The organism is Isoptericola luteus (genome assembly GCF_020297055.1).
Classification (GTDB): domain Bacteria; phylum Actinomycetota; class Actinomycetes; order Actinomycetales; family Cellulomonadaceae; genus Isoptericola; species Isoptericola luteus.
In genome coordinates this window covers 628,150-654,486 of record NZ_JAIXCQ010000001.1, presented here as the reverse complement: position 1 = coordinate 654,486, position 26,337 = coordinate 628,150, and the positions used below count along the sequence as shown (strand labels likewise).

The 26,337-nt window shown below is 74.0% G+C and carries 26 protein-coding genes and 1 pseudogene; 8 read left to right on the top strand and 19 right to left on the bottom strand.

Features of this window, described 5'->3' with window-relative positions:
• The 6 genes from LEP48_RS03075 to LEP48_RS03050 form a co-directional block, all read right to left on the bottom strand.
• On the bottom strand, positions 1-1,056 hold a 1,056-nt coding region (locus tag LEP48_RS03075), incomplete at its 3' end, for a HAMP domain-containing protein (protein ID WP_225564082.1).
• A 50-nt stretch (positions 1,057-1,106) separates the two neighbouring features.
• Positions 1,107-1,517, bottom strand: a complete 411-nt coding sequence (locus LEP48_RS03070; protein ID WP_225564081.1) for a chemotaxis protein CheW — start codon at positions 1,515-1,517, stop codon at positions 1,107-1,109.
• Positions 1,514-3,913: a chemotaxis protein CheA gene (locus LEP48_RS03065; protein WP_225564080.1), complete on the bottom strand. Its 2,400-nt coding sequence runs from the start codon at positions 3,911-3,913 to the stop codon at positions 1,514-1,516. Before LEP48_RS03065 ends, LEP48_RS03070 begins: the two co-directional genes overlap by 4 nt.
• A 103-nt stretch (positions 3,914-4,016) precedes the next feature.
• Complete coding sequence (locus LEP48_RS03060; RefSeq protein ID WP_225564079.1) at positions 4,017-4,337, bottom strand: DUF7455 domain-containing protein; 321 nt, start codon at positions 4,335-4,337, stop codon at positions 4,017-4,019.
• Positions 4,334-4,552, bottom strand: a complete 219-nt coding sequence (locus tag LEP48_RS03055; RefSeq protein ID WP_225564078.1) for a hypothetical protein — start codon at positions 4,550-4,552, stop codon at positions 4,334-4,336. Before LEP48_RS03055 ends, LEP48_RS03060 begins: the two co-directional genes overlap by 4 nt.
• Before the next feature lie 112 nt (positions 4,553-4,664).
• Complete coding sequence (locus tag LEP48_RS03050) at positions 4,665-5,948, bottom strand: hypothetical protein (protein WP_225564077.1); 1,284 nt, start codon at positions 5,946-5,948, stop codon at positions 4,665-4,667.
• A gap of 150 nt (positions 5,949-6,098) precedes the next feature.
• On the opposite strand from LEP48_RS03050, the gene LEP48_RS03045 reads away from it, so the two are divergent.
• Positions 6,099-7,175 (top strand): hypothetical protein, encoded by a 1,077-nt coding sequence (locus LEP48_RS03045; protein ID WP_225564076.1) that lies wholly within the window; start codon positions 6,099-6,101, stop codon positions 7,173-7,175.
• Between the two features lie 57 nt (positions 7,176-7,232).
• Here LEP48_RS03045 and LEP48_RS03040 read toward each other — a convergent pair whose 3' ends face one another.
• From LEP48_RS03040 to LEP48_RS03025, 4 genes are all read right to left on the bottom strand, one after another.
• The gene (locus LEP48_RS03040) at positions 7,233-7,778 is read right to left on the bottom strand and encodes a GNAT family N-acetyltransferase (RefSeq protein ID WP_225564075.1); all 546 of its coding nucleotides are present in this window, start codon (positions 7,776-7,778) and stop codon (positions 7,233-7,235) included.
• Complete coding sequence (trpS, locus tag LEP48_RS03035; RefSeq protein WP_225564074.1) at positions 7,775-8,941, bottom strand: tryptophan--tRNA ligase; 1,167 nt, start codon at positions 8,939-8,941, stop codon at positions 7,775-7,777. Before trpS ends, LEP48_RS03040 begins: the two co-directional genes overlap by 4 nt.
• 195 nt (positions 8,942-9,136) lie before the next feature.
• Positions 9,137-10,186 carry a proline racemase family protein gene (locus tag LEP48_RS03030; RefSeq protein ID WP_225564073.1) on the bottom strand — a complete coding sequence of 350 codons (1,050 nt, stop codon included), beginning with the start codon at positions 10,184-10,186 and terminating at the stop codon, positions 9,137-9,139.
• Positions 10,173-11,285 carry an alcohol dehydrogenase family protein gene (locus tag LEP48_RS03025; RefSeq protein ID WP_225564072.1) on the bottom strand — a complete coding sequence of 371 codons (1,113 nt, stop codon included), beginning with the start codon at positions 11,283-11,285 and terminating at the stop codon, positions 10,173-10,175. Before LEP48_RS03025 ends, LEP48_RS03030 begins: the two co-directional genes overlap by 14 nt.
• A gap of 134 nt (positions 11,286-11,419) precedes the next feature.
• On the opposite strand from LEP48_RS03025, the gene LEP48_RS03020 reads away from it, so the two are divergent.
• From LEP48_RS03020 to LEP48_RS02995, 6 genes are all read left to right on the top strand, one after another.
• The gene (locus LEP48_RS03020) at positions 11,420-11,905 is read left to right on the top strand and encodes a tRNA (cytidine(34)-2'-O)-methyltransferase (RefSeq protein ID WP_255640584.1); all 486 of its coding nucleotides are present in this window, start codon (positions 11,420-11,422) and stop codon (positions 11,903-11,905) included.
• Between the two features lie 67 nt (positions 11,906-11,972).
• Complete coding sequence (locus tag LEP48_RS03015; protein ID WP_225564070.1) at positions 11,973-12,644, top strand: AIM24 family protein; 672 nt, start codon at positions 11,973-11,975, stop codon at positions 12,642-12,644.
• A 115-nt stretch (positions 12,645-12,759) separates the two neighbouring features.
• Entirely contained in the window at positions 12,760-13,053 is a 294-nt protein-coding gene (locus LEP48_RS03010; protein WP_225564069.1) for a hypothetical protein, read from the top strand.
• Positions 13,050-13,874: a hypothetical protein gene (locus LEP48_RS03005; RefSeq protein ID WP_225564068.1), complete on the top strand. Its 825-nt coding sequence runs from the start codon at positions 13,050-13,052 to the stop codon at positions 13,872-13,874. The genes LEP48_RS03010 and LEP48_RS03005 overlap by 4 nt, the downstream gene beginning before the upstream one ends.
• Before the next feature lie 22 nt (positions 13,875-13,896).
• Complete coding sequence (locus tag LEP48_RS03000) at positions 13,897-15,828, top strand: fumarate reductase/succinate dehydrogenase flavoprotein subunit (RefSeq protein ID WP_225564067.1); 1,932 nt, start codon at positions 13,897-13,899, stop codon at positions 15,826-15,828.
• A complete protein-coding gene (locus LEP48_RS02995) occupies positions 15,825-16,577 on the top strand; it encodes a succinate dehydrogenase/fumarate reductase iron-sulfur subunit (protein ID WP_225564066.1) in 753 nt (250 codons plus the stop codon). Before LEP48_RS03000 ends, LEP48_RS02995 begins: the two co-directional genes overlap by 4 nt.
• Positions 16,578-16,705: 128 nt before the next feature.
• Here the strand turns inward: LEP48_RS02995 and LEP48_RS02990 are convergent, their stop codons facing one another.
• Positions 16,706-17,107: a VOC family protein gene (locus LEP48_RS02990; protein WP_225564065.1), complete on the bottom strand. Its 402-nt coding sequence runs from the start codon at positions 17,105-17,107 to the stop codon at positions 16,706-16,708.
• A gap of 315 nt (positions 17,108-17,422) precedes the next feature.
• Positions 17,423-18,037: a TetR/AcrR family transcriptional regulator gene (locus LEP48_RS02985; RefSeq protein WP_225564064.1), complete on the bottom strand. Its 615-nt coding sequence runs from the start codon at positions 18,035-18,037 to the stop codon at positions 17,423-17,425.
• A gap of 78 nt (positions 18,038-18,115) precedes the next feature.
• Here LEP48_RS02985 and LEP48_RS02980 point away from each other — a divergent pair, with 78 nt between their 5' ends.
• Positions 18,116-18,556: an anthrone oxygenase family protein gene (locus LEP48_RS02980; protein WP_225564063.1), complete on the top strand. Its 441-nt coding sequence runs from the start codon at positions 18,116-18,118 to the stop codon at positions 18,554-18,556.
• A gap of 102 nt (positions 18,557-18,658) precedes the next feature.
• On the opposite strand, the gene LEP48_RS02975 is transcribed toward LEP48_RS02980, so the two are convergent.
• The 7 genes and pseudogenes from LEP48_RS02975 to LEP48_RS02945 form a co-directional block, all read right to left on the bottom strand.
• Positions 18,659-19,831: an acetyl-CoA C-acyltransferase gene (locus tag LEP48_RS02975; protein WP_225564062.1), complete on the bottom strand. Its 1,173-nt coding sequence runs from the start codon at positions 19,829-19,831 to the stop codon at positions 18,659-18,661.
• Positions 19,828-20,538 (bottom strand): CoA transferase subunit B, encoded by a 711-nt coding sequence (locus LEP48_RS02970; RefSeq protein ID WP_479691262.1) that lies wholly within the window; start codon positions 20,536-20,538, stop codon positions 19,828-19,830. Before LEP48_RS02970 ends, LEP48_RS02975 begins: the two co-directional genes overlap by 4 nt.
• Before the next feature lie 24 nt (positions 20,539-20,562).
• Positions 20,563-21,252 (bottom strand): annotated as a pseudogene (locus tag LEP48_RS02965) (CoA transferase subunit A); the annotation flags it as partial.
• Complete coding sequence (locus tag LEP48_RS02960; protein ID WP_225564061.1) at positions 21,249-22,166, bottom strand: HpcH/HpaI aldolase/citrate lyase family protein; 918 nt, start codon at positions 22,164-22,166, stop codon at positions 21,249-21,251. The pseudogene LEP48_RS02965 and the gene LEP48_RS02960, both read right to left, overlap by 4 nt.
• Positions 22,163-22,708 carry a MaoC family dehydratase gene (locus LEP48_RS02955; RefSeq protein WP_225564112.1) on the bottom strand — a complete coding sequence of 182 codons (546 nt, stop codon included), beginning with the start codon at positions 22,706-22,708 and terminating at the stop codon, positions 22,163-22,165. Before LEP48_RS02955 ends, LEP48_RS02960 begins: the two co-directional genes overlap by 4 nt.
• A gap of 31 nt (positions 22,709-22,739) precedes the next feature.
• Entirely contained in the window at positions 22,740-23,942 is a 1,203-nt protein-coding gene (locus tag LEP48_RS02950) for an acyl-CoA dehydrogenase family protein (RefSeq protein ID WP_225564060.1), read from the bottom strand.
• On the bottom strand, positions 23,939-26,332 hold the full coding sequence (locus LEP48_RS02945; RefSeq protein ID WP_225564059.1) for an ATP-binding protein: 2,394 nt from the start codon (positions 26,330-26,332) through the stop codon (positions 23,939-23,941). Before LEP48_RS02945 ends, LEP48_RS02950 begins: the two co-directional genes overlap by 4 nt.
• Positions 26,333-26,337 lie beyond the last annotated feature (5 nt).

Sequence of the window (26,337 nt, the reverse complement as noted above, 5' to 3'; positions counted from 1 at the left end):
CGCCCGGTTCGCGACCTTCGCCGCCTCGTTCGAGTTCTGCGCGATCTCCCGGATCGACGCACCCATCTGCTCCGCACCCGCAGCCACCGTCTGCACGTTCTGCGACACCTGCTCCGCAGCGGAGGCCACGACACCCGACTGCGCCGCGGTCTCCTCGGAGCCGGCGGAGAACTGGGCCCCCGTCGCGGACAGCTGCGCCGTCGCCGCAGCAACAGCCTCGGACGTCCCCGCCACCTCGGCGATGATCCCCCTCAGGTTGTCCTGCGCGCTCCCCAGCGCACGAGCCATCTGGCCCAGCTCGTCATCGCTGTCGACGTCCGGGTGCACGGTGAGGTCGCCGGCAGCGAGCGCTCCGAGCGAGTGCTGCACCTGACGGGCGGAGCGCCGGATGCTGTTCGCCACACGGACGCCGACCACCACCGAGAGCAGGAGACCGCCGGCCGCGAACACGATCATGAGCATGAGCGTCTGCGACGCCTCCGCGGCCGCGTCGTCCGCGACGGTGTCGAGGTAGGCGTACACACCGTCGCCCGAGGCGGTGAGCGCAACACGGTAGGACGCGATGATCTCGTCGTTCGCGGACTGGATCTCCGCCGTCACGTCGCTGGCGTCGACGGCGGGCATGAGCGTCGAGTCACGGAACTCGAGCCACTGAGCCCATGAGCTCTTGAACTCGACCCAGTTCGGCTCCTGAACCCCTGCCGCATCGAGCGTCGCATCGATCGCGGCGATCTGCTCGGCGACCCTGGCGTCGGTCTCGGCCATCTGCTCGACCGTCGCCGCACGGGCCTCACCTTCGACGATGTCGTACTGGTACGTCAGCCGCCACGCCTCCTGGGTGTCGTGGTCCACCATCGCGTTGCTGCGCAGCAGCGAGTTGGCCACGTCCGCCACCGATGCCGTGTCGGCGGACGTCGCGCGGAGGCTCTGCACCGCGAAGCCGACGATGAGGACGAGCACGACGGCGAGGACGCCGAGCGCGGTGAGGATCTTCGTTCGGACGGAGAAGTCGGCGAAGCGGCGCCGACGGGCGCCCGGCGTGGGAATCGTGGACATGGGGGCTCCTGACAGGGACGAGGAAGGAAGGGGTGGGCGAGCCGGCCGGCTCACGAGGCGGCGGCGTCGACGTCGAGCGCAAGCAGCAGCCGGTCGGAGAGCTTGTAGGTGCCGCGGATCACGGCCCGCAGCTGGTCGGAGAGCGTCTGGGGCGGGGCCTCGAACTGCTCGTCGTCGACCGTGAGGACGTCGCCGATGCGGTCCACGAGGAGGCTCACCGTCTCGTCGCCGACGAAGACGACGACCATCATCTGGTCGTCCTCCAGCGGCGGCATGCCGAGGCGTCGGCGCAGGTCGACCGAGAGCACGACCTGACCCCGCAGGTTGACGAGGCCGGCCACGTCGTCGGGCGCGAGCGGCACGTTGGTGCGCGCCCGGCCCGGCAGGACCTCCTGGACCTGGTCCACGGGGATCCCGCACAGCCGGTCGGCGAGCGTGAACGTCACGAGCTGAGTGGTCATCGGGCACCTGCCAGCGACGCGCCGTGGTCGGCCGTCGCGTCGTCGGGATCGGAGAGCTCGCCGAGGCCGCCGGCGTCGAGGTCGTCGAAGAAGCCGGGGTCGGCCGCCTGGACGGCGCTGCGGACGTCGAGCAGCTCGGTGACACGGTCCTTGAGCACCGTGGAGCCGAGCAGGCCCTGGTCGTCGATGTCGCTGCGCCGCTGCGCGTCGTCCTCGACGATGTCGACGATCTCGGTGACAGCCATCGCGATGCTGCGGCCGCCGCGGGTGTAGACCACGACGTCGAGCTCGTCGGACGCCATGCCACCCACGGCCCCCAGGAGCTGGTCCAGCCGCACCAGGGGCAGCAAGGCCCCGCGGTACTGCAGCACCTCGCGGGCCCCGACCTGCTCGATCCGGTCCGCCCGGATCCGCTCGAGGCGGGTGACCGCGGCCAGCGGGATCGCGACGCGGCGGTCGCCCGCTCCGACCACGAGCATCTGCTCGGTGGTCCCGGCGCCCTGGGCCACGTCCCGCACGTGCGCGCGAGCGAGGCCCGCGGCGTCGGCGGTGAGCACCCGGCGCGCGATGGCCTGCAGGTCGAGGATGAGCGCCACCTTGCCGTCGCCCAGCACGGTCGCACCGGCGTACATGCCGATCTGCTTGAGCCGGCTGGCGATCGCCTTGACGACGATCTCCTCCATGTTCAGGACGCGGTCCACGATGACGCCGAACCGCTGGTCGTCCGCCTCGACGACGGCGATCACGCGGTCGTCGCCGGGCTCGAGGCCCAGCACCTCCGCCAGGGAGATCAGCGGCAGGAGGACCCCGCGCAGCCGGAAGACGGGGGCAGAGCCCACGTGCTCGATCCGGCCCTGCTGGTCACCGAGGGCCACCAGCTCCAGCAGGCTGACCTGCGGGATCGCGTAGACCGTCCCACCGCACGTGACGGTGAGGGCGGGCATGATGGCCAGCGTCAGCGGGATGCGCATCCGCCACGTCGTGCCTGCGCCGACCCGGGACTCGACGTCCACGGAACCGCCGATGGACTCGATGTTGGTGCGCACCACGTCCATGCCGACGCCGCGCCCGGACACGTTCGTGACCTTGGCGGCGGTGGAGAACCCGGCCATGAACAGCAGGTCGAGCAGCTCGGGCTCCGACATCGCCGCGACCTCGGCCGCGGTACGCAGGCCCTTGTCGACGGCGGTGCGGCCGACGCGGGCGGGGTCGATGCCCGCGCCGTCGTCGGAGATTTCGACCACGACCTGGCCGTTCGAGTGGTAGGCCCGCAGCGTGACGACGCCCTGGCTGGACTTCCCGGCGGCCCGACGCCGCTCCGGGTCCTCGATGCCGTGGTCGACGGCGTTGCGCACCAGGTGCGTCAGCGGGTCCTTGACGGCCTCGAGCAGCGAGCGGTCGAGCTCGGTGTCGCCACCGGTCATCTCGATCCGCACGTCGCGGCCCAGGCTGCGGGACAGGTCGCGCACGACGCGCGGCATCTTCGACCACACGTGCTCGATGGGCTGCATGCGCGTGCGCATGACGCCCTCCTGCAGCTCCGAGGCGATGAGGCTCAGCCGCTGCGCGGAACGCTTGGTCTCCTGGTCCTCCCGCGTCCCCGCGATCCGGTCGATCTGGTTGCGCACGAGGACGAGCTCGCCCACCTGGCGCATGAGGGTGTCGAGCAGGTCGACGTCCACGCGGATCGAGCCGTCCGCGGCGTTGCGCGCGTGCGTCTCGACCGCGGCCTCGGCCACCGGCTCGGGAGCGGACGGCACGGCCGGCGCAGCTCCCCCCGGCCCAGGGGTCGACGGCGCGGGCTGCGCGGTCGGCGCGGGTTCCGGCGTCGGCTCCACGGCGGGCTCCGGCGCGGACTGCGTCGGCTCCGCCACGGTCTCGACCGTGGTCACGGGCTCCGGCTCGGCCGCGGGCTCGGCCTCGGGCTCGGCGACGGGCTCCGGCTCGGCCGCGGCCTCGGCGACGGGCTCCGGCGCAGGAGCGGGCTCCGGAGCAGGAGCGGCAGCCTCGGCGGTGCCCGCCTGGACGGCGGCGATGCGCTCGACCATCGGCGCGACGTCGACGTCGTCGCCGCCGCCCGCCTCGATCTTCGCGAGGATCTCGCGCAGCGTGTCCACCAGCGCCAGCAGCACGTCGGCGGTGGGCTGGTCCATGGACCGCTTGCCGTCGCGCAGCTCGGACAGGAGCGACTCGCCGATGTGCGACACCCGCTCCAGGTTGCCGAAGCCGAGGAAGCCGCTGGTGCCCTTGATCGTGTGCACCGTGCGGAAGATGCTGCTCAGCAGGGAGCGCGACGACGGGTCGCTCTCGAGGGCCACGAGGTCCTGGTCGAGCTGATCGAGGTTCTCATAGGACTCGACCAAGAACTCGTGGACGATCTCGTCCATCTCGTCCATCTCGCCCCTCCCCGCCATCACTGGCGCGATCCGTGCGCCCTGGCGGGCGGTGTGTCGGCCGGGCACCTCTCCGGTGCCCCGTCGGCCTCCGAGCCGGAGGTCGTCACCAGCAACTGTCGGCAGCCGGGCCGCCACCGTGGGGGGCCGGTCCGTGTGACCCGTGCCCGGTCCGGGCGGAGGTCGCGACGAACCCGCCGGCGGCGAGCGCCTGCTCGTGCACGAGGAAGTCGGTCCAGCAGAACAGGAGGTCTCCGCGGGCGGCGACGGTGACGCGGACCCGCGCGATCGCACCGCAGGCGTCGCACCGGCCGGGCGCGTCGTCGGCCGAGCCGTCGGCGTCGCCGGACCCGGGGGCCGACGCGGCGAACGGGTCCACGATGACGGCGGACGGCAACGACTCCCACGGCCGCCGCAAGGAGCTCACGCGCCGAGGGCCTTGGCCGCTGCGCGGTTCACGAGCCCGCCGGCCTGGGCCGGCGTCATCCCCTGCCGGACCAGCTCGTCGACCAGCGACGCGATCTGTTCGTGCACGTCGCCGGGGGTCAGGGGGGTGCCGGTGCGGCGGCGCGCGATCTCCTTCGTCAGCGGCGCGGTACGTTCGGCGATGGTCTTCCGCGCGGGTGCGGGGTGGGCAGCCATCGGGGTCTCCTCTCGGGTCCTCGCCGGCGCAAGTTCCGGCGTCTGGTGGCCCTATGGAACTTCTGCCCGCGTCTCCCCTCGGATCACGGGGCGTCGGTCACGGGGCGTCAGATCAGGCGGCGTCGGCGCGGCGGGCCGGCTGGTGGGCGTCGACGACGAGACGCGCGAGGGCGTCGCGGACCTCGGCCGGCGTCCGACCGAGCGGGGCGCCCGGCAGCCCTGCGGCCGCCTCGAGCGCGCGCAGGTAACGGCCGGCGTCGCGGGCCGGGCCGTCGACGCCGCGGTCGGGGTCCCAGGCGGAGCGGGCCTCGTGCTCGTGCTCGAGGAAGACGGCCGTGAGCTCGGCGCCCCAGGTCGCGTCGACGCCGCAGCCGGCGACCGCGCGCTTCACCGCCACGCGCGTCCGGGACACGGTGGGCCGGCCCGGGCGCGCCCGGTCCGCCAGGGCGTCGCGCACGAGCAGGTGCGCCATCCGCTGGCCGTACTCGTGCTCGGCGAGCTCGGTCAGCTGGTCGGCGTCGAACGCCGCCCACAGCTCGCCGAGCCGCTCGGCGCGCAGGTCGGTCACGCGGCCCGGCAGGACCAGGGCGACGACGGACCGCAGGGCGAGCGCCTCGTCGTCGTCCACCCAGGCGAGCAGGCGGGCCCGCACCTCGGGGTCGACCGGGCGCTCCAGCTCGGGCAGGTCGAACGCGGCGCGGATCGCAGCGGCGTCGATGCGCGCCCGGAGCACGCCGCGCTGGCGGGCCGCGGCGCTCGCGTGCACCTCGTAGACGTGGTCCAGGCGGGCGGTCCGGTCGGCCTCGAGGATCTCCGCGGCGGGGTCCGGCTCGATCGGCAGCTCGTGCATCAGGCCGGCGAGCCGGCCCTCGGCGTCGATGGTGCCCTCGAGCAGGTCGGTCGAGACGACCTGGCCCACGCGCCGGGCCGACCGGACGCTGCGCAGCAGGGTGCGGTGCATGAGCGTGTAGTCGCCGAGCGCCTGCCGGATCGACCCGGCCGCGCTCGCGCCCTCGGCGAACACCTCCAGGTCGAAGAACTTGGTGCCGTTGCGGCCGCGCGAGTCCCCGGTGGCCCCCTCGACGCTCGGCAGGTCGAGGATCTTGCGGGTGTAGAAGTCGACGGCCGCCTCGACCATGTCGTCGTGCAGGTGCCGCGCCACGCTCTGGCGGTGGCAGTAGCGCCGCGTCTCCGCACCGATGATGCCCGTGCGGAAGACCGCCTCGAAGATCGCCATGCGGGCCTCCTTCTCACCGACGGAGCCGGCGCGCACGCGGCGGGCCAGGTCGGTGGTCAGAAGGTCCAGCTCGTCGCTGGCGCGGTCGTGCACCTGCACCTGGGGGCGGGTGCTCGGGCTGGCGGCGGGGGCGTCGGGGACGACGGTCAAGGTCTGCATGGCATGCGTGTGTGCGGGGCGCTCGCGAAAATCGGCCCGTCCGGCGCCCCGGACGCTGTGACGTCGGTCACGTCGACGATGCCGGCCACGTCGGCTCGGGCGACGCCGTCCGGCATAGGCGTTCCGAGACCCCCCGAGGAGAGGACCACCGTGGAGCACAGGCGCAGAGCGCTCGACGCCGGGCCGGCAGAGCACCTGCTCCTGCCCGCGTCGGTGATCGAGGTGGCCGGCCGCCTCCCCCTGTGGCGGGCGTTCTCAGGCCTCGACGAGCACGCCCTGCTGCTCTCCCCGCTGTCGGCCACCCCGCTGCCCATGCCGTGGACCGTCCCGGACGGCCGCCGACGGTGGCCCGAGCTGCGGCCGGAGGCGATGTGGCACCCGCTGCTCTGGCTGCCCGCGCGGCTGAGCGCCCCCGCCGTCCGGCGCGACCCGCTCACGGGCGCGCCGGAGGGCGAGACCTACGACGAGTGGGCGACGCGCGTGGTGCTCGAGATGACCGAGTCGAGCCCGGTGGTCGTCGACGACCGACCGTGGGTGCTGCTCCACGACCCGGGGCGCGAGCACGTGGTGCGCCCTGCGGGGCCGCAGGACGACCGCCTCGTCCCCCTGTTCGACCCCGCGACCGGCACCTGGCTCGACGTGCTGTCCACGGTGGGGCTCGACGTCGACGAGCCCGGGGACGTCGCCCGCGTCCGCGACTGGCTCGACGGCGGTACGGACGCGGATCTCGACGGGATCGACCTCGACCGTTTCCTGCACGCCGCCGGCCGCAACCCCGAGTGGGCACGCGACCGGGCCGCCCGGCCGCTCCTCGCCCCCGGCAGCGCCCGGACGTACGTCGACGACCTGCGCGACGCGTCGAGCGCCCTCGTGGCCCGCGAGCTGGACGGGGAGGTCGCCCGTCTCGACGGCGATCGCCTGCCCCCGCGCGAGGCGGGACGCCGGCTGGGGCTGCTGGCGCGGCTCGCCTCCACGTTCCTGTCGCCCCGCGTGGACTCGGCCGACGACATCGGCCTGGCGCTCGGGCTGGCCACGGCGCGCGCGGACCGGGCGACCACTCCCGAGCAGGCCAGGTCGGCCGCCGAGGTGCTGCGCGCCGTCCTCGGATCGGTCGCCGAGACGTCAGCGATCGGGATCGAGCGCCTCGAGGTGCGGGCCGTGATCGAGACCGCCGAGGTCCGCGAGCGGGTCGCGACGATCACGGCCGCGCTGCGCGACAGCGCCTGACAAGGCTCACCGGCCCACCGGCCACTCGGCTCACCCCCCGTCACGGGCGCACCGGGCTCAGCCCGCGGGGCGGTCCAGACGGTAGACGTGGTGCAGGCCGTCGTCGACCGGGTTGTCCGGAGGCAGGTGTCCCGTCGCCACCCGCCGGAACCCGGCCGACCGCAGCGCCGACCACGACGCGACGTTGCCGACGACGACGGGGACGACGATCGCCGTCGCGCCGGGGTGGTCCCGCCAGCACAGGGCGACGAACTCCCGGACCATCCGGCTGCCGACCCCCTGGCCGACGCGGTCCGCCTCACCGACGAAGTAGTCGATCGTCAGGGCGTCGGCGGGCACTTCCACCAGCTCGATGAGCTCACGCTCCTCGGCGGCGTAGTCGTGGATGCAGCAGCGCTGGACGAACCCGACGTCGACGCCGCCGTCCGACACCACGAAGTCCTCCGACGGCTCCGTGCCACCGAAGCTGCCGGCGAAGTCGCGCTCCACCGCGGCGTCCGACGTGTCGTGCGCCCAGTACCGCGCCACGTGCGGCTGCCGCAGCCACGCCTGGATCTGCGACAGGTCGCCGCGACGGGTGCGCCGGAACGCCAGCGTGCTCATGGGTACATGGTGCCCATGAGCTCGTGGACGTCGGCAAGGGTGCGGTCGGCGACCTCGTTCGCCCGCATGGTGCCCCGCGCCAGCACGTCGGCGACGACGGCGTGCCCGTCGGCCGCGAGCGCCCGCCGCCGCGCACGCAACGGCCGGAGCCCCTCGACGACGGCGTCCGTCACGACCGCCTTGAGCCGCCCCGCCCCCGCGGCGCCGACGGACTCGGCCAGCGCGTCCGGCGTCGTGCCCGCGAAGTGCGCGCCGATCCGGAGCAGGTTCGCCACCTCCGGGCGGCGGTCCGGGTCGAACGTGATGTGCCGCTCGGAGTCCGTGCGGGCGCGCCGGAAGTACCGCACCGTCTCGTCCTCGGTGGCCCGCAGCTCCAGCGCGTTGCCGCGCGACTTGCTCATCTTGGCGCCGTCGTCGCCCAGCACCGTGAGCGACGGCGTGAGCAGGGCCTCCGGCTCGGGGAAGTACGGCGCGGCCGCCGCGTAGCGCTGGTTGAAGCGCCGCGCCACCGTGCGGGTGGTCTCCAGGTGGGGCAGCTGGTCCGGCCCCACCGGCACCAGGTTGCCGTGGCAGAACAGGATGTCGGCCGCCTGGTGCACCGGGTAGGTGAACAGCAGCCCCGACATCCCGCGGCCCTGGCGCCGCTCCGCGGCGACCGCCTCCGCCTTGACGGTGGGGTTGCGCTCCAGCTCGGCCACCGTCACCAGCGACAGGAACGGCAGCAGCAGCTGGTTCAGCGCGGGCACCGCCGAGTGCGTGAACACGGTGCTGCGCTCCGGGTCGATCCCGGCGGCGAGGTAGTCGAGCACCACGTCCCGCACGACCGCGGGCAGGTTCCCGGCGTCGTCCCGGTCGGTGATGACCTGGTAGTCGGCGACGACGAGGACGACCTCGACACCGGCGTCCTGCAGGCGCACCCGGCTGTCGAGGGTGGCCATCAGGTGGCCCAGGTGCAGCGCGCCGGTCGGGCGGTCGCCCGTCAGCACGCGGAACCCGCTCGGGTCGTGGGCGATCGCGGCCTCGATCTGGGCCGAACGGGCCTGCGCGGCGGCGGCGCTCGCCGTCGTGGTCTCGGCCGACGACGGCGCGGTGGACGACGGCGCGCTGGACGGCCCGGTGGACGACGGAGTGGGGGCAAGGACGCTGGTGCTCGGTGCGGTCATGGTCGGCTCCTGGGAAGCGGTGCCGCCCGCCGAGGTACCCCGGACGCACGAACGTCCCGGCTGCGGCGGGCAGCTCGGGACGGGGATGCGGGGGGCGCGTCAGGTCACGGCTGCGGGTGCAGCCACCACCAGTCGTTGCGCTTGAGCATGACGCCCAGGGTACTCCTGCCGTCCCCGCGGGCCCCGCGTCCGGCGTCAGCGCGCCTGCGCCGAGAGCACGTGCTCCAGGTCGGAGGCGTCCACCAGCGGGTCGTCGAGGTCGACGGTCACCTGCGAGCGCGCCATGAGACGGGCCGAGCCGGTGATCGTGGACTGCAGGGCCGGGTAGTCGCCCACCTGCGCGGTCGCCCCGACCGTGCCGACGAACCGGTTGCCCCGCGGGGAGATCGTCTCGAGCGACTGGCCCTCGCGGATCTGGCCGCGGTGCGCCAGCAGTGCGAGCCGTGCGGACGTCCCCGTCCCGGTCGGGCTGCGGCACAGCACGCCGGGATGCACGTACGTGGCCGAGGCCGACTCCCAGCGCCCGGGGCCGAGCTCCCGCAGCGGCCCCATGAAGTGGGCGAACGGCAGCGGGCCGACGTGCCCCAGCTCCGGGTGCACCTGGCGCAGGCCCGGCCGCGCGGCCCGCACGAACGCGTCCCCGAACGCGGTCAGCGCGATCTGCTCCTGCGCGGTGACGCCGAAGCCGTGCCGGGCGGCGTCGATCAGTGCGTAGTAGGCGCCGCTCCAGACGAGCGCGAACCGCACGTCGCCGTAGTGCGGCACGTCGACGTGCAGCCCGACGTCCGCGACGAACGCGGGCTCGCCCTGGGTCGTCACCGACGTCACCCGCCCGTCGCCGACGCGCACGCTGATGCGCGCGGGCCCGGCCGGCGACTCGAGCACCACGTTCTGGAGCCCGTCGTCGGGGCGCATCGGGATGGCCCCGCTGGCGAGCAGCGCCGTGACCGTGCAGATCGTGTTCGAGCCCGAGTACAGCGGGTACCCCATCGCCTCCATGATGATGTAGCCGGCCTGCGCCTGGGGGTGGGACGGCTCGACGACGAGGTCCACGGACATCGCCGGGTCGCCGTACGGCTCGGAGAGCAGCAGCCGCCGCAGCCCGTCGCCCTCCCGCTCCAGGTAGCGGGCCTTGGCCAGCACGGTCCCGCCGGGCAGCGGCTCGACGCCCGCGACGACGATGCGGCTGACGTCGCCGCCGGACTGGGTGTCGATCAGCTCGAGCGTGCGCTCACGCGACCGCATGGGGCGCCCCTACCCGCTCCCAGTGCCGGTCGGGCACGACCACCAGCTTGCCGACGTAGGACTTGGCGAGGAACGCGCGCTGCGCGTCGTGGATCTGCGAGAGCCGGAACGTGCGGTCGAGCAGCGGCCGGACGTCGCCGTCGGCGATGTAGCGCACCAGGCGCCGGAACGCCGTCCGCGTGCCCTGGGACGACCCGTGCAGCTCGAGCTGCTTGAGGTAGACGGTGCGCAGGTCCAGGCTCACCACCGGTCCGCCGATGGCGCCCGCCGTCGTGTACCGACCCTCGGGGCGCAGGATGCGCAGCAGGTCGTTGAACATCGGCCCGGCCACCAGGTCGGCGACCACGTCCACGGGGCCGTCGACGACGCGCGCCACCTCGGCGACCAGGTCCGGCGCGTCGCGCAGCACCACGCCCTGCGCACCGATCTCACGCAGTGCCGCCTCCTTGCCCGCGCTCGTCACGGCGTACGGGACGGCGCCGCGGACCCGGGCGAGCTGGACGACCGCGGACCCCACCCCGCCCGACGCGCCCGTCACGAGGACCCGCTCGCCGCGGGCCAGCCGGGCACGGTCCAGCATCTGCTCCGCGGTGAGGTAGGCGCAGCAGAAGGTGGCGAGCTCGGCGTCGTCGATGTCGGCCGTGACCTCGTAGGCGTTCTCGGCCGGCACCGTCGTGTACTCGGCGTAGCCGCCGTCGCGCCCGTGCCCGATGTAGTCGATGTCGGCCAGGGAGTCGTCGCCCTCGGGCCGGTGGTAGATCGAGAAGTCGACGATCACCCGCTCACCGATCCGGGAGGCGGGCACGCCGTCGCCGACCGCGGCGATCACGCCGACCGTGTCCGCGCCCTGGACCCGCGGGAACGTCAGGGTGGAGCGCCCGCGTCGCCAGGTCGAGACCGACGCCGGGTCCGTCTCGGTGCCGTACGCGCCCTCGCGCACCCAGACGTCCGTGTTGTTCATGCCGCACGCGTGCACGTCGATGAGCACCTCGCCCGACGCCGGGACGGGCGTGGGCACGTCGGCGCGGTAGACCAGCCGGTCCAGGCCGCCGTGGCCCACCAGCTGCACCGCCCTCATCACTGCCGGGACCGCCGCCATCAAGCGAGCCTAGTGCCCTACCCGGCCGACGTAGCGGATTCTTCCGTTCCTGATCCGGGAACGAAAGAATCCGCTACGTCGCGCGGGGCCTTTGACCCCTGGGTGGGAGAATCGGGACCGTGCCCGACCAGCTCCTGCCCGCCCCGCCGTCCGACCCGTTCGCCCACGTCGTCTACTACGAGCCCCGCATCCCGGGGAACACGGGCTCGGCGATCCGGCTCGCCGCGGTGACCGGTGCACGGCTGCACCTGGTGGAACCGCTGGGCTTCGACCTGTCCGAGGCGAAGCTGCGGCGCGCCGGTCTCGACTACCACGACCTCGCCGTCATGCAGACGCACCCCACGTTCGACGCCGCCCTCGACGCGCTCTCCGGCGCCCGCGTCTTCGCCTTCACCGCGCAGGCGACGACGACGTACACCGACGTCTCCTACCGGCCGGGGGACGTGCTGCTGTTCGGCCCCGAGCCCACCGGGCTGCCCGACGCCGCGCTCGTGCACCCGCGCGTCACCGACCGCGTGCGCATTCCCATGCTCGCGGGGCGCCGGTCGCTGAACCTCACCAACGCCGCGTCGATCGTCGTCTACGAGGCGTGGCGGCAGGCCGGGTTCGCCGGCGCCTGAGGCCCTCCTCCGGCAGCCCGCCCTGCCGGTCCTGGTGCTGCGCCCGTCCGACCTGCAGGATGGGCCCATGCGCAGCAGCCTCATGAACCACACCGAACCCCAGGGCGAGCCCGGCAGCTTCCAGCTCGTCAACCCCCGCATGCTCAAGGTCGACCTCGCCGGCAGCGGCGGGTTCTTCTACGCCAAGCAGGGGTCGATGGTCGCCTACCAGGGCGACGTCGACTTCGCCTACGAGGGCGCCGGCGGCATGGCCAAGCTGTTCAAGAAGGCGTTCACCGGCGAGGGCATGTCGCTGATGAAGGTCTCCGGCGGCGGCGACGTCTTCCTGGCCCAGGACGCCGACGAGGTGTTCGTGCTGTACCTGGAGAACGAGAGCGTCACCGTCTCCGGCAGCAACATCCTGGCCTTCGAGAGCACGCTCGCGTGGGACATCAACCGCGTCCAGGGCGCGTCGATGCTCACCGGCGGACTGTTCAACACGACCTTCACCGGCACCGGCGCGCTGGCCGTGACCGCCTACGGCACCCCCGTGGTGCTCCGGGTGGACGAGCCCACCTTCGTGGACATGCAGAGCGTCGTGCTCTGGTCGACGTCGCTGAACAGCACCGTGCGCAAGACGGCGAAGCTCGGCGCCGTCATCGGGCGCGGCTCCGGCGAGGCGTACCAGCTCGGGCTCACCGGCAACGGCATCGTCGTCGTGCAGGCGTCGGAGGGGCACCCGCTCCCGAACCAGCAGTAGCCCAGGTCGCACCGCACCGCCTCGCGCGGCGCCCTTGCCGACCCGGTGTCTTCACGGCAGAGTCGGGTGTGACGCGCAGCACACCGCCGTGCTGGCGACGCCGAGGAGGTGCCGTGTGACGACCACCGAGCTTGCGACCCTGCAGCACTCCATCGAGCGGCTGCGCCAGAGCCTGGCCGAGGTGCGCCGCGCCCTCGGTGACGCGCCCGAGGTGCGGCGGCTGACCAACGACCTCGAGCGGCTGGAGATCGACGCCGGCGACCTGGCATCGGTGCCGCCCGCGAGTCACCAGGGCGGTCTCGACCTGCCGGAGCACATCGTCGTCCCGGACACACCGCTGGACGAGTCGATGTGGAAGGACGACGCCGACGACGAGGGCGTCGGCGGGTACCACGGCTCCCGGCCGTGACCACGGCCGCCCGCGGCGTCGCGGCGCGCGGCGTCGACACCCCGGGACGGGCCCAGGTCCCGGCGCGCCGGCTGCGCTCCGACCGGTGGTGGCTGCCGCCGGCGGCGACGGCCGCGGGACTGCTGGCGTTCGTCGTCTACGGCGGGGTGCGCGCCTTCCAGCAGCAGTACTTCTTCGCGGACGAGCGCTACCTGACGCCGTTCTACTCGCCGTGCGTGTCGCTCGGGTGCGCGTCGGAGCCAGGTGCGGCGCACTTCGGGATGTTCCTGCCCGACCACCCGCTCATCCCGTACGCGGCGCTCAGCCTGCCGTTCCTGCTGGGCTTCCGCCTCACCTGCTACTACTACCGCAAGGCGTACTACCGCTCGATCTGGATCGCGCCCGCGGCGTGCGCCGTGCCGGAGCCGCACGCGACGTACACGGGCGAGACCCGGTTCCCGCTGATCCTGCAGAACGCCCACCGGTACTTCTTCTACGTCGCCCTCCTGGTGTCGCTGGTCAACACCTATGACGCGATCGTCGCGTTCCGCCATCCCACCGACGGCTTCGTCGTCGGCGTCGGCAACCTCGTGCTGCTGGTGAACGTCGCGCTGCTGTGGTTGTACACGGTCTCGTGCCACTCGTGCCGGCACGTCATGGGCGGGCGGCTCACGCACTTCTCGAAGCACCCCGTGCGGTACTGGCTCTGGACCAGGATCTCCGCGCTCAACACCCGGCACATGCTCTTCGCGTGGGTCACGCTCGGCACCCTCGTGCTCACCGACCTGTACGTGATGCTCGTCGCGCGGGGCACGATCACCGACCTGCGCCTCATCGGCTGACAGCCCCGACGGGAGACCGACGTTGACCGAGACCGAACGCCACGACTACGACGTCCTCGTGATCGGTGCCGGCGGCGCCGGGCTGCGCGCCGCGATCGAGGCCCGCGAGCGCGGGCTGCGGACGGCGATCGTCTGCAAGTCGCTGTTCGGCAAGGCGCACACCGTGATGGCGGAGGGCGGGTGCGCCGCCGCCATGGGCAACGCCAACAGCCGCGACTCCTGGCAGGTGCACTTCCGCGACACGATGCGCGGCGGCAAGTTCCTCAACAGCTGGCGGATGGCGGAGCTGCACGCGAAGGAGGCGCCCGACCGCGTCTGGGAGCTCGAGTCGTGGGGCGCCCTGTTCGACCGCACGGCCGACGGCCGGATAAGCCAGCGCAACTTCGGCGGCCACACCTACCCGCGGCTCGCGCACGTCGGCGACCGCACCGGGCTCGAGCTGATCCGCACGCTGCAGCAACGGATCGTGGCGCTGCAGCAGGCCGACCACGCCGAGACCGGCGACTACGAGGCGCGGCTGCGCGTGTTCGCCGAGTGCACCGTCACGGAGCTCCTGACCGACGCGTCGACGGGCGCGGTGGCCGGGGCGTTCGGGTACTGGCGGGAGTCGGGCCGGTTCGTCGTGTTCTCGGCGCCCGCCGTCGTGCTGGCCACGGGCGGCATCGGCAAGTCGTTCCAGGTGACGTCGAACTCGTGGGAGTACACGGGCGACGGCCAGGCGCTGGCGATGCGGGCCGGGGCGAGCCTCGTCGACATGGAGTTCGTCCAGTTCCACCCCACCGGCATGGTCTGGCCGCCCAGCGTCAAGGGCATCCTCGTCACCGAGGGCGTGCGCGGCGACGGGGGCGTGCTCAAGAACTCCGACGGCGAGCGCTTCATGTTCGGGTACGTCCCCGACGTCTTCACCGGGCAGTACGCGCAGAGCGAGGACGAGGCGGACCGGTGGTACGAGGACCAGGAGAACAACCGCCGCACGCCCGACCTGCTGCCGCGCGACGAGGTGGCCCGCGCGATCAACACCGAGGTGAAGGAAGGCCGGGGCTCGGAGCACGGCGGCGTCTACCTCGACATCGCGAGCCGCATGCCCGCGGCGGAGATCCAGCGCCGCCTGCCCTCGATGTACCACCAGTTCAAGGAGCTGGCCGACGTCGACATCACGGCCGAGGCCATGGAGGTCGGCCCCACGTGCCACTACGTGATGGGCGGGATCGCCGTCGACCCGGACACCGGGGCCTCGACCCTGCCCGGCCTGTACGCCGCCGGCGAGTGCGCCGGCGGCATGCACGGCTCGAACCGGCTCGGCGGCAACTCGCTGTCGGACCTGCTCGTGTTCGGCCGGCGCGCCGGGCTCGGGGCCGCCGGGTACGTCGCCGGTCTGGCATCCCGGCCCCCCGTCGACGAGGCCGGCGTCGACGCCGCCGCGGCCATGGCGCTCGCGCCGTTCGACCCGCCGTCGGGCGACCTCCCGGGCGAGAACCCGTACGCCCTGCACGCCGAGCTGCAGCAGGCGATGAACGACCTCGTCGGCATCATCCGCACCGAGGCCGAGATGACCGCGGCGCTCGACCGGCTCGACGAGCTCCGGACCCGGGTGCGCGACGTCGCCGTCGAGGGTCACCGGCAGTACAACCCGGGGTGGCACCTGGCCCTCGACCTGCGCAACATGCTCATGGTCGGCGAGGCCGTGGCGTCCAGCGCCCTGCGCCGCACCGAGAGCCGCGGTGGCCACACCCGGGAGGACTACCCGGCGCTCGACCCGCAGTGGCGGCACCGGGTGCTCGTGACGCGGCGCGCCCCCGACGACCCGGACCCTGTCGTGCCGCGGGTCGTCGTCGAGGAGGCCGAGCGGGACCCGATGCGGCCCGACCTGCTGGAGCTCTTCGACCTGCCCGAGCTCGAGAAGTACTACACGGCCCCCGAGCTGGTCACGCACCCGGGAGGTGAGCCCGCATGACCCACACCGGCCGGTTCCGGCTCTGGCGCGGGGACGCCGAGGGCGGCGCCCTGACGGACTTCGACGTCGAGGTCAACGACGGCGAGGTGGTGCTCGACGTCATCCACCGGATCCAGGCCACCCAGGCACCGGACCTCGCCGTGCGGTGGAACTGCAAGGCGGGCAAGTGCGGGTCGTGCTCGGCCGAGATCGACGGCCGCCCCCGCCTGATGTGCATGACGCGGATGTCTCAGTTCGCGCCGCAGGACGTGGTGACCGTGACACCGATGCGCACGTTCCCCGTGATCCGCGACCTCGTCACCGACGTGTCGTTCAACTACGCGAAGGCGCGGGAGGTCCCCGCCTTCACGCCGCCGGCCGACCTCGCCCCCGGCGAGTACCGGATGGCGCAGGCCGACGTCCAGCGGTCCCAGGAGTTCCGCAAGTGCATCGAGTGCTTCCTGTGCCAGGACGTGTGCCACGTCGTGCGCGACCACGAGGAGAACAAGCCCGCGTTCGCCGGGCCCCGCTTCCTCATGCGCATCGCCGAGCTCGAGCTGCACCCGCTCGACGTCGCCGACCGCGTGCCCGCGGCGCAGGACGAGCACGGCCTGGGGCTGTGCAACATCACCAAGTGCTGCACCGACGTCTGCCCCGAGGGCATCAAGATCACCGACAACGCGCTCATCCCGATGAAGGAGCGTGTCGCCGACCGCCGCTACGACCCCGTCGTCTGGCTCGGTCGGACGATCCGGCGCCGCCGCGGCTGACGGGCCGTCGGCCGGACCTCGCCGGCGACGGGCGACGGCGGCCGGCGAGCAGCGGCAGCGGGCAGCGGCAGCGGGCAGCGGTAGCGGGCAGCGGCAGCGGCAGCGGGCAGCGGCGTCAGCCGGGCTCGTCAGCCGGCCGCGCGGGGGGCCGGGGCCAGCACCTCGACGCGGTTGCCCGCGCCGTCGCGCGTGTGGAACCGGAGGTAGCCGGGGAACGTCTCGCGCTCGGTGCGGTCCACGGCGAAGCCTGCCGCCTCGAGCCGTGCGGCCGTCGCGTCGAGGGCCGCCGCGTCGTCGGCCAGCAGCGCCGGGTGGGCCTTGCGTGCCGCCACGAACGGCTCCTCTACCCCCACGTGGATCTCCGCGACGACCGCGCCCGCGTCGTCGAGCCCGCGGAACCAGCAGCCACCGCGGCCCGCCAGGTCCGGCGGCTTGGGCACCTCGGTGAGACCGAGCCCTGCGCCGTAGAACTCCCGCGCGGCGTCCTCGCCGCCTGCCGGGCACGCCACCTGCACGTGATGCAGCCGCATCGCTTCCCCTCACCGTCGAAAGTATCTTGACATCAAGATACCTGAGGGCGAGGGCGGACGTCGAGCCTCACGACGTGCTCGACCGGGACGTAGCACCGCCCGTGGCTGCCGGCGGGCTGGACCCACAGGGCCGGCCGTGGGGGCCGCACCGGGGATCAGCTCCACGTCGACCGCCTCGGCGTCCTTGACCCGGATCCTGCGACCCGACGTCGTCTCGATCCAGCCGATCGACCCGGGGTCGACGACGTGTTCCGGTCGTGCCTTGCGCACCTCCAGCGACCTTCGTGTGGCGACGGCGCCGCACGTGCCCGCGCGCTACCCGGCGGACGCACCGGGGTCGCGGGACCCGGCCCCGCCGGCGACGAGGCGCACCAGCGCCTCGATCCGCAGGTCCTCGTTCCCGGCGGCGAGGCGACCGGCCCGGTGCAGGGCGGCCAGGCCGTGGACGGCGCCCCACAGCACCTCCGCCGCCGTCCCGACGTCGTCCGGCGGCGACTCGAGGCGGCTCAGCGTGCTGGTGATCGCGTCGAAGCCCTGCCGCACCACCGCCGGGGTGTCGTCGGAGGCGAACGGGACCAGGACGGGCAGCAGGAACATCGCGTCGTACGTGGCCGGATGACGGCCGGCGAAGTCGAGGTACGCCCGCACGAGCGCGCGCATCCGCTCGGCGTCGCTCCCGGCGTCCCCGAGCGACCCGAGCGCGACGGCGAGCTCCTCGAAGCCGGTGAGCGCGACGGCCGTGACGATCTCGGTCCGGCCCTGCGGGAAGTGGCCGTAGAGCACGGGCTGGCTGTACTCGATCGCGTCCGCGAGGCGGCGGGTCGTCACGGCCTCCCAGCCCTGCTCCTCGGCGAGGTCACGGGCGGCGGCGAGGATCCGGTCACGGCGCTCGGAGAGCTGACGGGCCCGGCGCGGGGAGGAAGGAGCCATGGCTGGACCCTAGCATTGCTAGATGATCGCTGCTAGATTTTCTAGCATTGCTAGATCATCGAGGGAGCGGAGCTGGACATGGAATGGTTGCCGATCGTCACCGTGGTCGTCGTCGGGCTGATGGTGGGGGTGGAGCTGTCGGTCGCGTTCGTCATCAACCCGATCTTCGACCGGCTCCCCGAGGACGTCGGCGTGACCGCCCGCAGCGAGGGCGCCAGGATGCTCGGGCGCCTCATGCCGTTCTGGTACATCACCTCGACGCTCCTGGTCGCCGGCACGGCGATGGTGCAGCCCGCCGCCGCCGCGGTCGCGTGGACCGCGGCGGGGCTGCTGCTCGTCAGCGTGGTCATGTCCGTCGCGCTGCTCGTCCCGATCAACAACCGGTCGAAGACCTGGACACCGGAGACCGTCCCCGCCGACTGGCGCGACCAGAAGCGCCGGTGGGACGGCCTGCACGTGGTGCGGGTCGTCGTCATCGTCGCCGCGTTCGCGCTCGTGACGGTCGCGGCCGCACGATGACGGCCGCCGGCTCACGATCCAGTCGGCAGTTCGGGATCAGTGCGGCAGTTCGAACTGCCGCACGGATCCCGAACTGCCGTGCTGATCGACACGCGCCCGGCGTCAAGCCTCCAGGACGACGGCTGACCCCTGGCCGCCGCCGCCGCACAGGGCGGCAGCACCCACCGAGCCCGGCCCGAGCTCCCGCAGCCGCCGCGCCAGGTGCCCGACGACCCGCGCCCCGGACGCACCGATCGGGTGACCGAGCGCGATGGCACCGCCGTAGGCGTTGACGAGCGCCGGGTCCAGGCCGAGGCGGTCCACCGACGCGAGCACGACGGCGGCGAACGCCTCGTTGATCTCGACCGCGGCGAGGTCGCTCGCCGAGAGCCCGGCCCGCTCGCACGCCGCGGTGATGGCGTTCGCCGGCTGCGCGTGCAGGCCGACGTCAGGACCGGCGACGAACCCGTGCGACCGGACGCGGACCCCGCTGATCCCACGCTCGGCGGCCACGTCGTCGGACACGAGCACGAGCGCCGCCGCGCCGTCGGAGATCTGCGACGCGTTGCCTGCCGTGATCGCGCCGTCCTCGCGGAACGCGGGCCGCAGCCGGGCGAGCGAGGCCGAGGACGCGTCCGCCCGCACCCCGTCGTCCTTCTCGACCAGCCCGCCGCCGCGCCCGGGGACGTCGAAGGGGGCGATCTCCCCGGCGAGGAAGTCGGCCCCCTTGGCCGCCCGCTCGTGCGACGACACCGCGAAGGCGTCCTGCGCGTCCCGGGTCGCCCACGGCGCGCCGGCCAGCTCCTCGCCGTGGCGCTCGGTGCTCAGCCCCATGGAGTCGTGCTCGAACGCGTCCGTGAGACCGTCGTGCGCCATGGTGTCGATCAGCTCGACGGGGCCGAACCTCTTGCCGGCGCGCGACCCGACCCACGCGTGCGGGGCGAGCGTCATGGACTCCATGCCGACGGCGGCCACCACGCGTGCCTCCCCCGTCTGAATCAGGCGGTGCGCCTGCGCGACGGCCTCCGCCCCGGACAGGCAGACGGCGTTGAGCGTGATCGCGGGGACCGTCATCGGCACCCCGGCGCCGACGGCGGCCTGCCGAGCCGGGTTCTGCCCGGCGCCGCCCTGCAGCACCTGCCCACCGACGACGACGTCGACGTCCCCGGGCACGATCCCCGCCTCGGCGAGCGCCGCCGCGAGTGCGTGGGCACCCAGGTCGGTGGCCGGCACCCGCGCGAAGACGCCGTTGGACCGCACGAACGGGGTGCGCCGGTAGCCTGCGATGACGGTCATGATTCCTCCAGCTCGACGATCAGCTCTGCTTCGGTCGCGGCGCGGACGTCGTCGACGCTCACGCCGGGCGCCACCCGCCGCAGCACCAGCCCCCGGTCGGTGACGTCGAGCACGGCTCGGTCCGTGACGATCCGGTCCACCACGCCCTGACCGGTCAGCGGCAGCGTGCACGCGTGGCGCAGCTTCGGCGTCCCGTCGCGGGCGACGTGGTCCATGAGGACGACGATGCGCCGCGCCCCGACGACCAGGTCCATCGCGCCGCCCATGCCCTTGACGAGCTTGCCGGGCACCGTCCAGCTCGCGAGGTCCCCCGCCGCCGAGACCTGCAGCGCGCCGAGGATCGCGATGTCGACCTTGCCGCCCCGGATCATCGCGAACGAGTCCGCGGCGTCGAAGAAGCTCGCCCCCGGCAGCGCGGTGACGGTCTGCTTGCCCGCGTTGATGAGGTCGGCGTCCTCCGTGCCCTCGATGGGGAACGGCCCGATGCCGAGCAGGCCGTTCTCGCTCTGCAGCGTGATCGACACCCCCGGCGGCAGGTGGTTGGCCACCAGGGTGGGGATGCCGATGCCGAGGTTGACGTAGTCGCCGTCGTGCAGCTCGGCGGCGGCCACGGCGGCCATCTCGTCACGGGTCCAGCCGACGGCGGCCGGCTCCGCGACGGGCGGGCCCGCGGCGTCGGCGCGGGGCGCCGAGCCCTCCGCGGGCACCGCGGGGCCGGACACCCGCACCGCGGGACGTACCGTGCGCTGCTCGATGTCCTTGACCCGGTCGCGGGCCTGCACCACCCGCCGCGCGTAGATGCCCGGCGTGACGACGCTGTCGGGGTGGAGCGGCCCGTCGGTGATCTCCTCGGCCTCCGCGACGCACACGCGCCCCGCCACGGCCACCACCGGGTTGAAGTTGCGCGCGGTGAACCGGTACGCGAGGTTGCCGAACCGGTCCGCGCGCCGCGCGTGCACCAGCGACAGGTCGGCCACGATGCCCCGCTCCAGCACGTAGCGCCGGCCGTCGATCTCCGTGACCTCCTTGCCGTCGGCCACCGGGGTGCCCACCCCCGTGGGCGTGTAGAAGGCCGGGATCCCCGCGCCCCCGGCGCGCAGCCGCTCGGCGAGCGTGCCCTGCGGCACGAACTCCACCTCGAGGTCGCCGTCGAGGTAGCGCTGCGCGAACAGCTTGTTCTCGCCCACGTACGACGCGAGCACCCGCCGCACCTGGTCGTTCTCCAGCAGGATCCCCAGGCCCTTGCCGTCCACGCCCATGTTGTTCGACACGACGGTCAGGTCGCGGACCCCGGAGTCGCGCACCGCCTCGATGAGGTCGTTCGGGTTGCCGCTCAGGCCGAAACCGCCCACGGCGATGGTCATGCCGTCGTGCAGCAGGCCCTCCAGCGCCTCGCGCGCGTCGTCGTGCAGTGCCGTCATGGTCGATCCCCTTCGTCGTTCGCGGGCTGGGCTGCGATCTGCTCACCGGACGCGGCCGCGGGAGCGCCCGGCGTCGTGCGCACCGCACCGGCGCGGCGCAGCACCGCCTCGGCGTGCCGCAGCAGCGGGCCGTCCACCATGTGCCCGGCGAGGGCGAACACCCCGCCGTCGGACTCGCGCTCGGCCGCGGCGAGGAGCTCCGACGCCTCGGCGACGGCGGCGTCCGACGGCGCGTACGCGGCACGGACGGCGCCCACGTGCGCGGGATGCACGCACATGGTGGCCGCGAAGCCCGAGGCGACGGCGTCCACGGCCTCGGCGCGCACTCCGTCCAGGTCGTCGAGGTCGAGGTGCACGGCGTCGATCGCCGGCTTGCCCGCCGCGCCGGCGGCGAGCAGCACCGCGGACCGGGCATGCCTGGCCACGTCCCGGTACCCGCCGTCCGGCGCCCGGCTGGACGTGCCGCCGAGCGATGCCACCAGGTCCTCCGCGCCCCACGCGAGGGCGACGACGTCGGGCCGGGCGGCGAGCGCCGGCGCGGCCAGCACGCCTGCCGCCGTCTCGCACAGGGCGACCACGGCGTACGGGCCGCCGTCGGGCGCCAGGAGCGGGCCCACGAACCGGCCGTCCGCCTTGGGCAGCATGACGGTGCGGTACTCGGTGCCGGCCAGGGCGGCGAGGTCGGCGTCGTGCTCGGGCGAGCCGACGGGGTTCACCCGCACGATCGTCCGCGCGGGGTCGATCGCGTGCGCGAGGAGCCCTTCCCGCGCCGCCTCCTTGTGGTCGGCGGCGACGGCGTCCTCGAGGTCGAGGATGACGGCGTCCGCGCGGGCGAGCGCCTTGGCGTACCGGTCGGGACGGTCGGCGGGGCAGAACAGCAGCGCGGGGCCGAGGGTGAACGGGGCGGGGCTCACGACGCGCTCCCGGCGCCGTGCTCGGTCGCCTCGTGCTCGGCCGCCTCGTGCGACTCGTGCGCCTCGTGCGCCTCGTGGCCGGCGCGCGTCCACATCAGCACCGAGCGGACGGCGCGGGCCACCACCTCGTTGTCCTGGTTGCGTCCCACGTGCTCGAGCGTCGCGATGCCCTGGCCCGGGCGAGAGCGGGACAGCCGCCGCTGCGGCACCGTCGTCTCGCCGTACAGGGTGTCGCCGTGGAACATCGGGTGCGGGAACGTCACCTCGCTGAACCCCAGGTTCGCCACGATGGTGCCGCGCGTCAGGTGCGCCACCGACAGTCCCACCAGCGTGGCCAGCGTGAGCATCGAGTTCATCAACGGTCGGCCGAACGGCTGGGTCGCCGCCCATGCCGCGTCCAGGTGCAGCCCCTGCGGGTTCATCGTGACGGAGGTGAACAGCACGTCGTCCGCCTCCGTCATGGTGCGCCCTGGGCGGTGCACGTAGCGCACGCCCTCCTCCAGCTCGTCGTAGTACAGCCCTCGCTGCACCTCGTCCCGCATCACGCCTCCTTCTTCGGCACCATGTCGGGGGTCACGACTCCAGGCCGAGGTCGCGGGCGATGATCATGAGCTGCACCTCGGTGGTGCCCTCGCCCACCTCGAGGATCTTGGAGTCGCGGTAGTGCCGCGCCACCGGGTTGGCGTTGAGGAACCCGTACCCGCCGAAGATCTGCGACGCGTCGCGCGCGTTCGCCATCGCCGCCTCGCCGGCGACGAGCTTGGCGACCGACGCCTCCGCCTTGAACGGCTTGCCGCGGGTCTGCTTCAACGCAGCGTCCAGCCAGCACAGGCGCGCCGAGTGCACGCGGGCCTGCATGCGCGCCAGCGTGAACGCGATGTGCTGGTTGCTGCCGATCGCGCGCCCGAAGACGTGGCGCTCCTTGGAGTACCGCAGCGCCTCCTCCAGGCAGCCCTGCGCGGCACCGGCGGCGAGCGCGGCGAACGCGATGCGGCCCTCGTCCAGCGCCCGCAGGAAGTTCGCGTACCCGCGGCCCTGCTCCCCCAGCAGGTTCCCCGCCGGCACCCGCACGCCGTCCAGCGTCAGCGGGTGCGTGTCCGAGGTGTGCCAGCCCACCTTGTCGTAACTCGGCTCCACCGTGAGCCCCGGCGTGCCCGACGGCACGAGGAACGACGACAGCTCCTTGCGCACGCCCCCGTCCGCGTCCGTCCGCTCGCCCGTCACCGCGGTGACGGTGATGACGCTGGTGATCGGCGTCCCGGAGTTGGTGATGAACTGCTTGGACCCGTCGATCACCCACTCGCCCGCACCGTCGGCGCCGGCACCCGGCTCCAGGCGCGCCGTCGTGCGCGTCGCCCCGGCGTCCGACCCGGCCTCCGCCTCCGTGAGCCCGAAGGCGGCCAGCGCACGCCCGCTCACGAGGTCGGGCAGCCAGCGCTCCTTCTGCTCGGCGGTGCCGTGCCGGAAGATCGGCATGATGCCGAGCCCCACGCCCGCCTCCAGCGTGACCGCGATGGACTGGTCCACGCGGGCCAGCGCCTCCACGGCCAGGCACAGCGACACGTAATCCTTGCCCTGCCCGCCGACCTCCGTGGGGAACGGCAGCCCGAAGAGCCCCAGCTCCCCCATCTGCGCGATGATCTCGACCGGCAGCCGCCGCTCGGTGTCGTAGCGGTAGGCGGCGGGCGCCACCACCTGGTCCGCGAACTCGCGCACCACCGCGCTGAGCTTGCGCTGCTCGTCGCTGAGCATCGTCGAGTGGGTCTCGCTGATCATGTCGCTCCTGTCGTCGCCGGGTCGGCCTCGGTCTGCGCGGTCACCGGGGCGGGGTGTGCCTCGGCGGCCGGTCCTGCGCTGTCGGCCGGCGGGTGCGCCGGCACGTTCTCGGGGGGTGTGTCGGTGGTGATGTCGGTGGCCGCGTCGTCCGGATCGGCCGCGCGCTCGACGACGGCGGCGACCTGGTCGAGCCGGACCTGCTCGCCGGGCCGCACCCGGGTGCCCACTACGCCGTCGTGCGGCGCCACGAGCGCGTGCTCCATCTTCATCGCCTCGACGACGACGAGCGTGGCGCCCGCGAGGACGTGGTCGCCGTCGCTGACGGGGACCGCCGCGACGGTGCCCGGCATGTCGGCGCGCACCTGCGTGGTCGCGGCACCGCGCGCGGTCGGGGTGGCCGCGGCCCGCTCCTCGCGCTGCCGGGCGGCGGCCGCGGAGCGGTCCAGCACCGTGAACGACGACGAGCGGCCGTCCACGTGCACCCACACCTCCCCCGGTCCTGTGAGCGGGCGTCTGGCCCCCTTCTCGCCGGCGGGGAGGGCCAGACGCCCGCTCACAGCGCCGACGACGGTGCGGGTCACGGCGTCGACGGTGACGGACCAGCGGTGCGCGGTGCCCGCGGCGTCCGGGCGCAGCGAGGCGCTCACCGGCTCCGCGCCCTCGGGCGTGACGACGGCCGCCTCCGGCGTGCCGACGACGCTCAGCACGTGAGGGGCGCCCGTGCCGTCGGCGAGCACCACCCGGCGTGGCGCGGGCGGCGCGTTGAGCCGCCACCCGTCCTGCGCCCACGGCCCCGGCACCTCCGAGGCCGCCACGGCGCCCCGGGGCGCGCCGGCCGGGCCGCCGTCCGCCGCCGCCAGCGCGAGCAGCGCCGCGGCCACCACCGGCACCGAGCTGTCAGGACCACGTGCGGGTCCTGGCGCACCTGGGCCTGACGGCTCCGGGCGGGTGGTGAGGAAGCGGTCGATGAGGCCGGTGTCGAGGCGGCCGGCGCGCACGGCGTCGTCGGCCAGCAGGTCCCGCAGGAACCCGACGTTGGTCTCGACGCCCAGGACGACGACGTCCCCCAGCAGCCCGTCCAGCCGCGCCAGCGCCTCGGCGCGGTCGGTGCCGTGCGCCACGGCCTTGGCGAGCATCGGGTCGTAGTCGCCCGTCACGACGCTCCCCGCCGCGATCCCGCTGTCGAGCCGCCGGGGCGACGCGCCCGGTCCGGCGGCCGCGCCCGCGTCGTCGTACACCAGCACCTGCCCGGTCGCCGGCAGGAACCCGCGCGCCGGTGTCTCCGCGTACACGCGGGCCTCGACGGCGTGCCCGGTGAGGCGCACGTCGTCCTGCGCGAACCACAGGGGCTCGCCCGCCGCCACGCGCAGCTGCGCCTCGACGAGGTCGACGCCGGTGACCAGCTCGGTGACGGGGTGCTCCACCTGCAGGCGCGTGTTCATCTCGATGAACGAGAACGACGTCGGGTCGTCCGCCGGCACGAGGAGCTCGACCGTGCCTGCCCCCACGTACCCGACCGAGCGCGCCACGGCGCACGCCGCCTCGCCCATCCGGGCGCGTGTCTCGGCGTCCACGGCCGGAGACGGCGCCTCCTCGACCACCTTCTGGTGGCGGCGCTGCAGCGAGCACTCACGCTCGCCGAGGTGCACGACCGTGCCGTGCGTGTCGGCGAGCACCTGCACCTCGACGTGCCGGGGCCGGTCGACGAGGCGCTCCAGCAGCAGCCCGTCGTCGCCGAACGACGACGCCGCGACCCGCCGCGCGGACGCGAGCGCCTCGGCGAGCCGGTCGGCCGACCCCGCCACGACCATCCCCTTTCCGCCGCCGCCCGCGACGGGCTTGACCAGCAGGGGGAAGCCGACGTCGGCTGCCGCGGCGAGGAGCTCGGCATCGCTGAGCCCGCCGTCGAGCGTGCCGGGCAGCACGGGGACGCCGTGCCCGGCGACCAGGCGCTTGGCGGTGACCTTGTCGGCCATCGTCGTCATCGCGCGCACGCCGGGCCCGACGAAGACGATCCCGGCACGTTCGCACGCCTGCGCGAGCGCAGGGTTCTCGGCGAGGAAGCCGTAGCCGGGGTGGATCGCCTGCGCGCCGGTCGCGACGGCGGCGTCGACGACCGCCCGCACGTCGAGGTATCCCGTCCTCGCTGTGAGCGGGCGTTCGGCCCCCTTCTCCCCGTTCGAGAGGGCCGAACGCCCGCTCACAGCGGGGCGGGACGGGAGGCGGACGGCGACGTCCGCCTCGCGCACGTGGCGCGCGCCGGCGTCGGCGTCGCTGTGCACGGCGACCGACCGGATGCCGAGGCGGCGCAGCGTGCCGATCACCCGGCAGGCGATCTCGCCGCGGTTGGCCACCAGCACGGTGGTGAACGGTCGGGGGGACCGGGACATCGCCC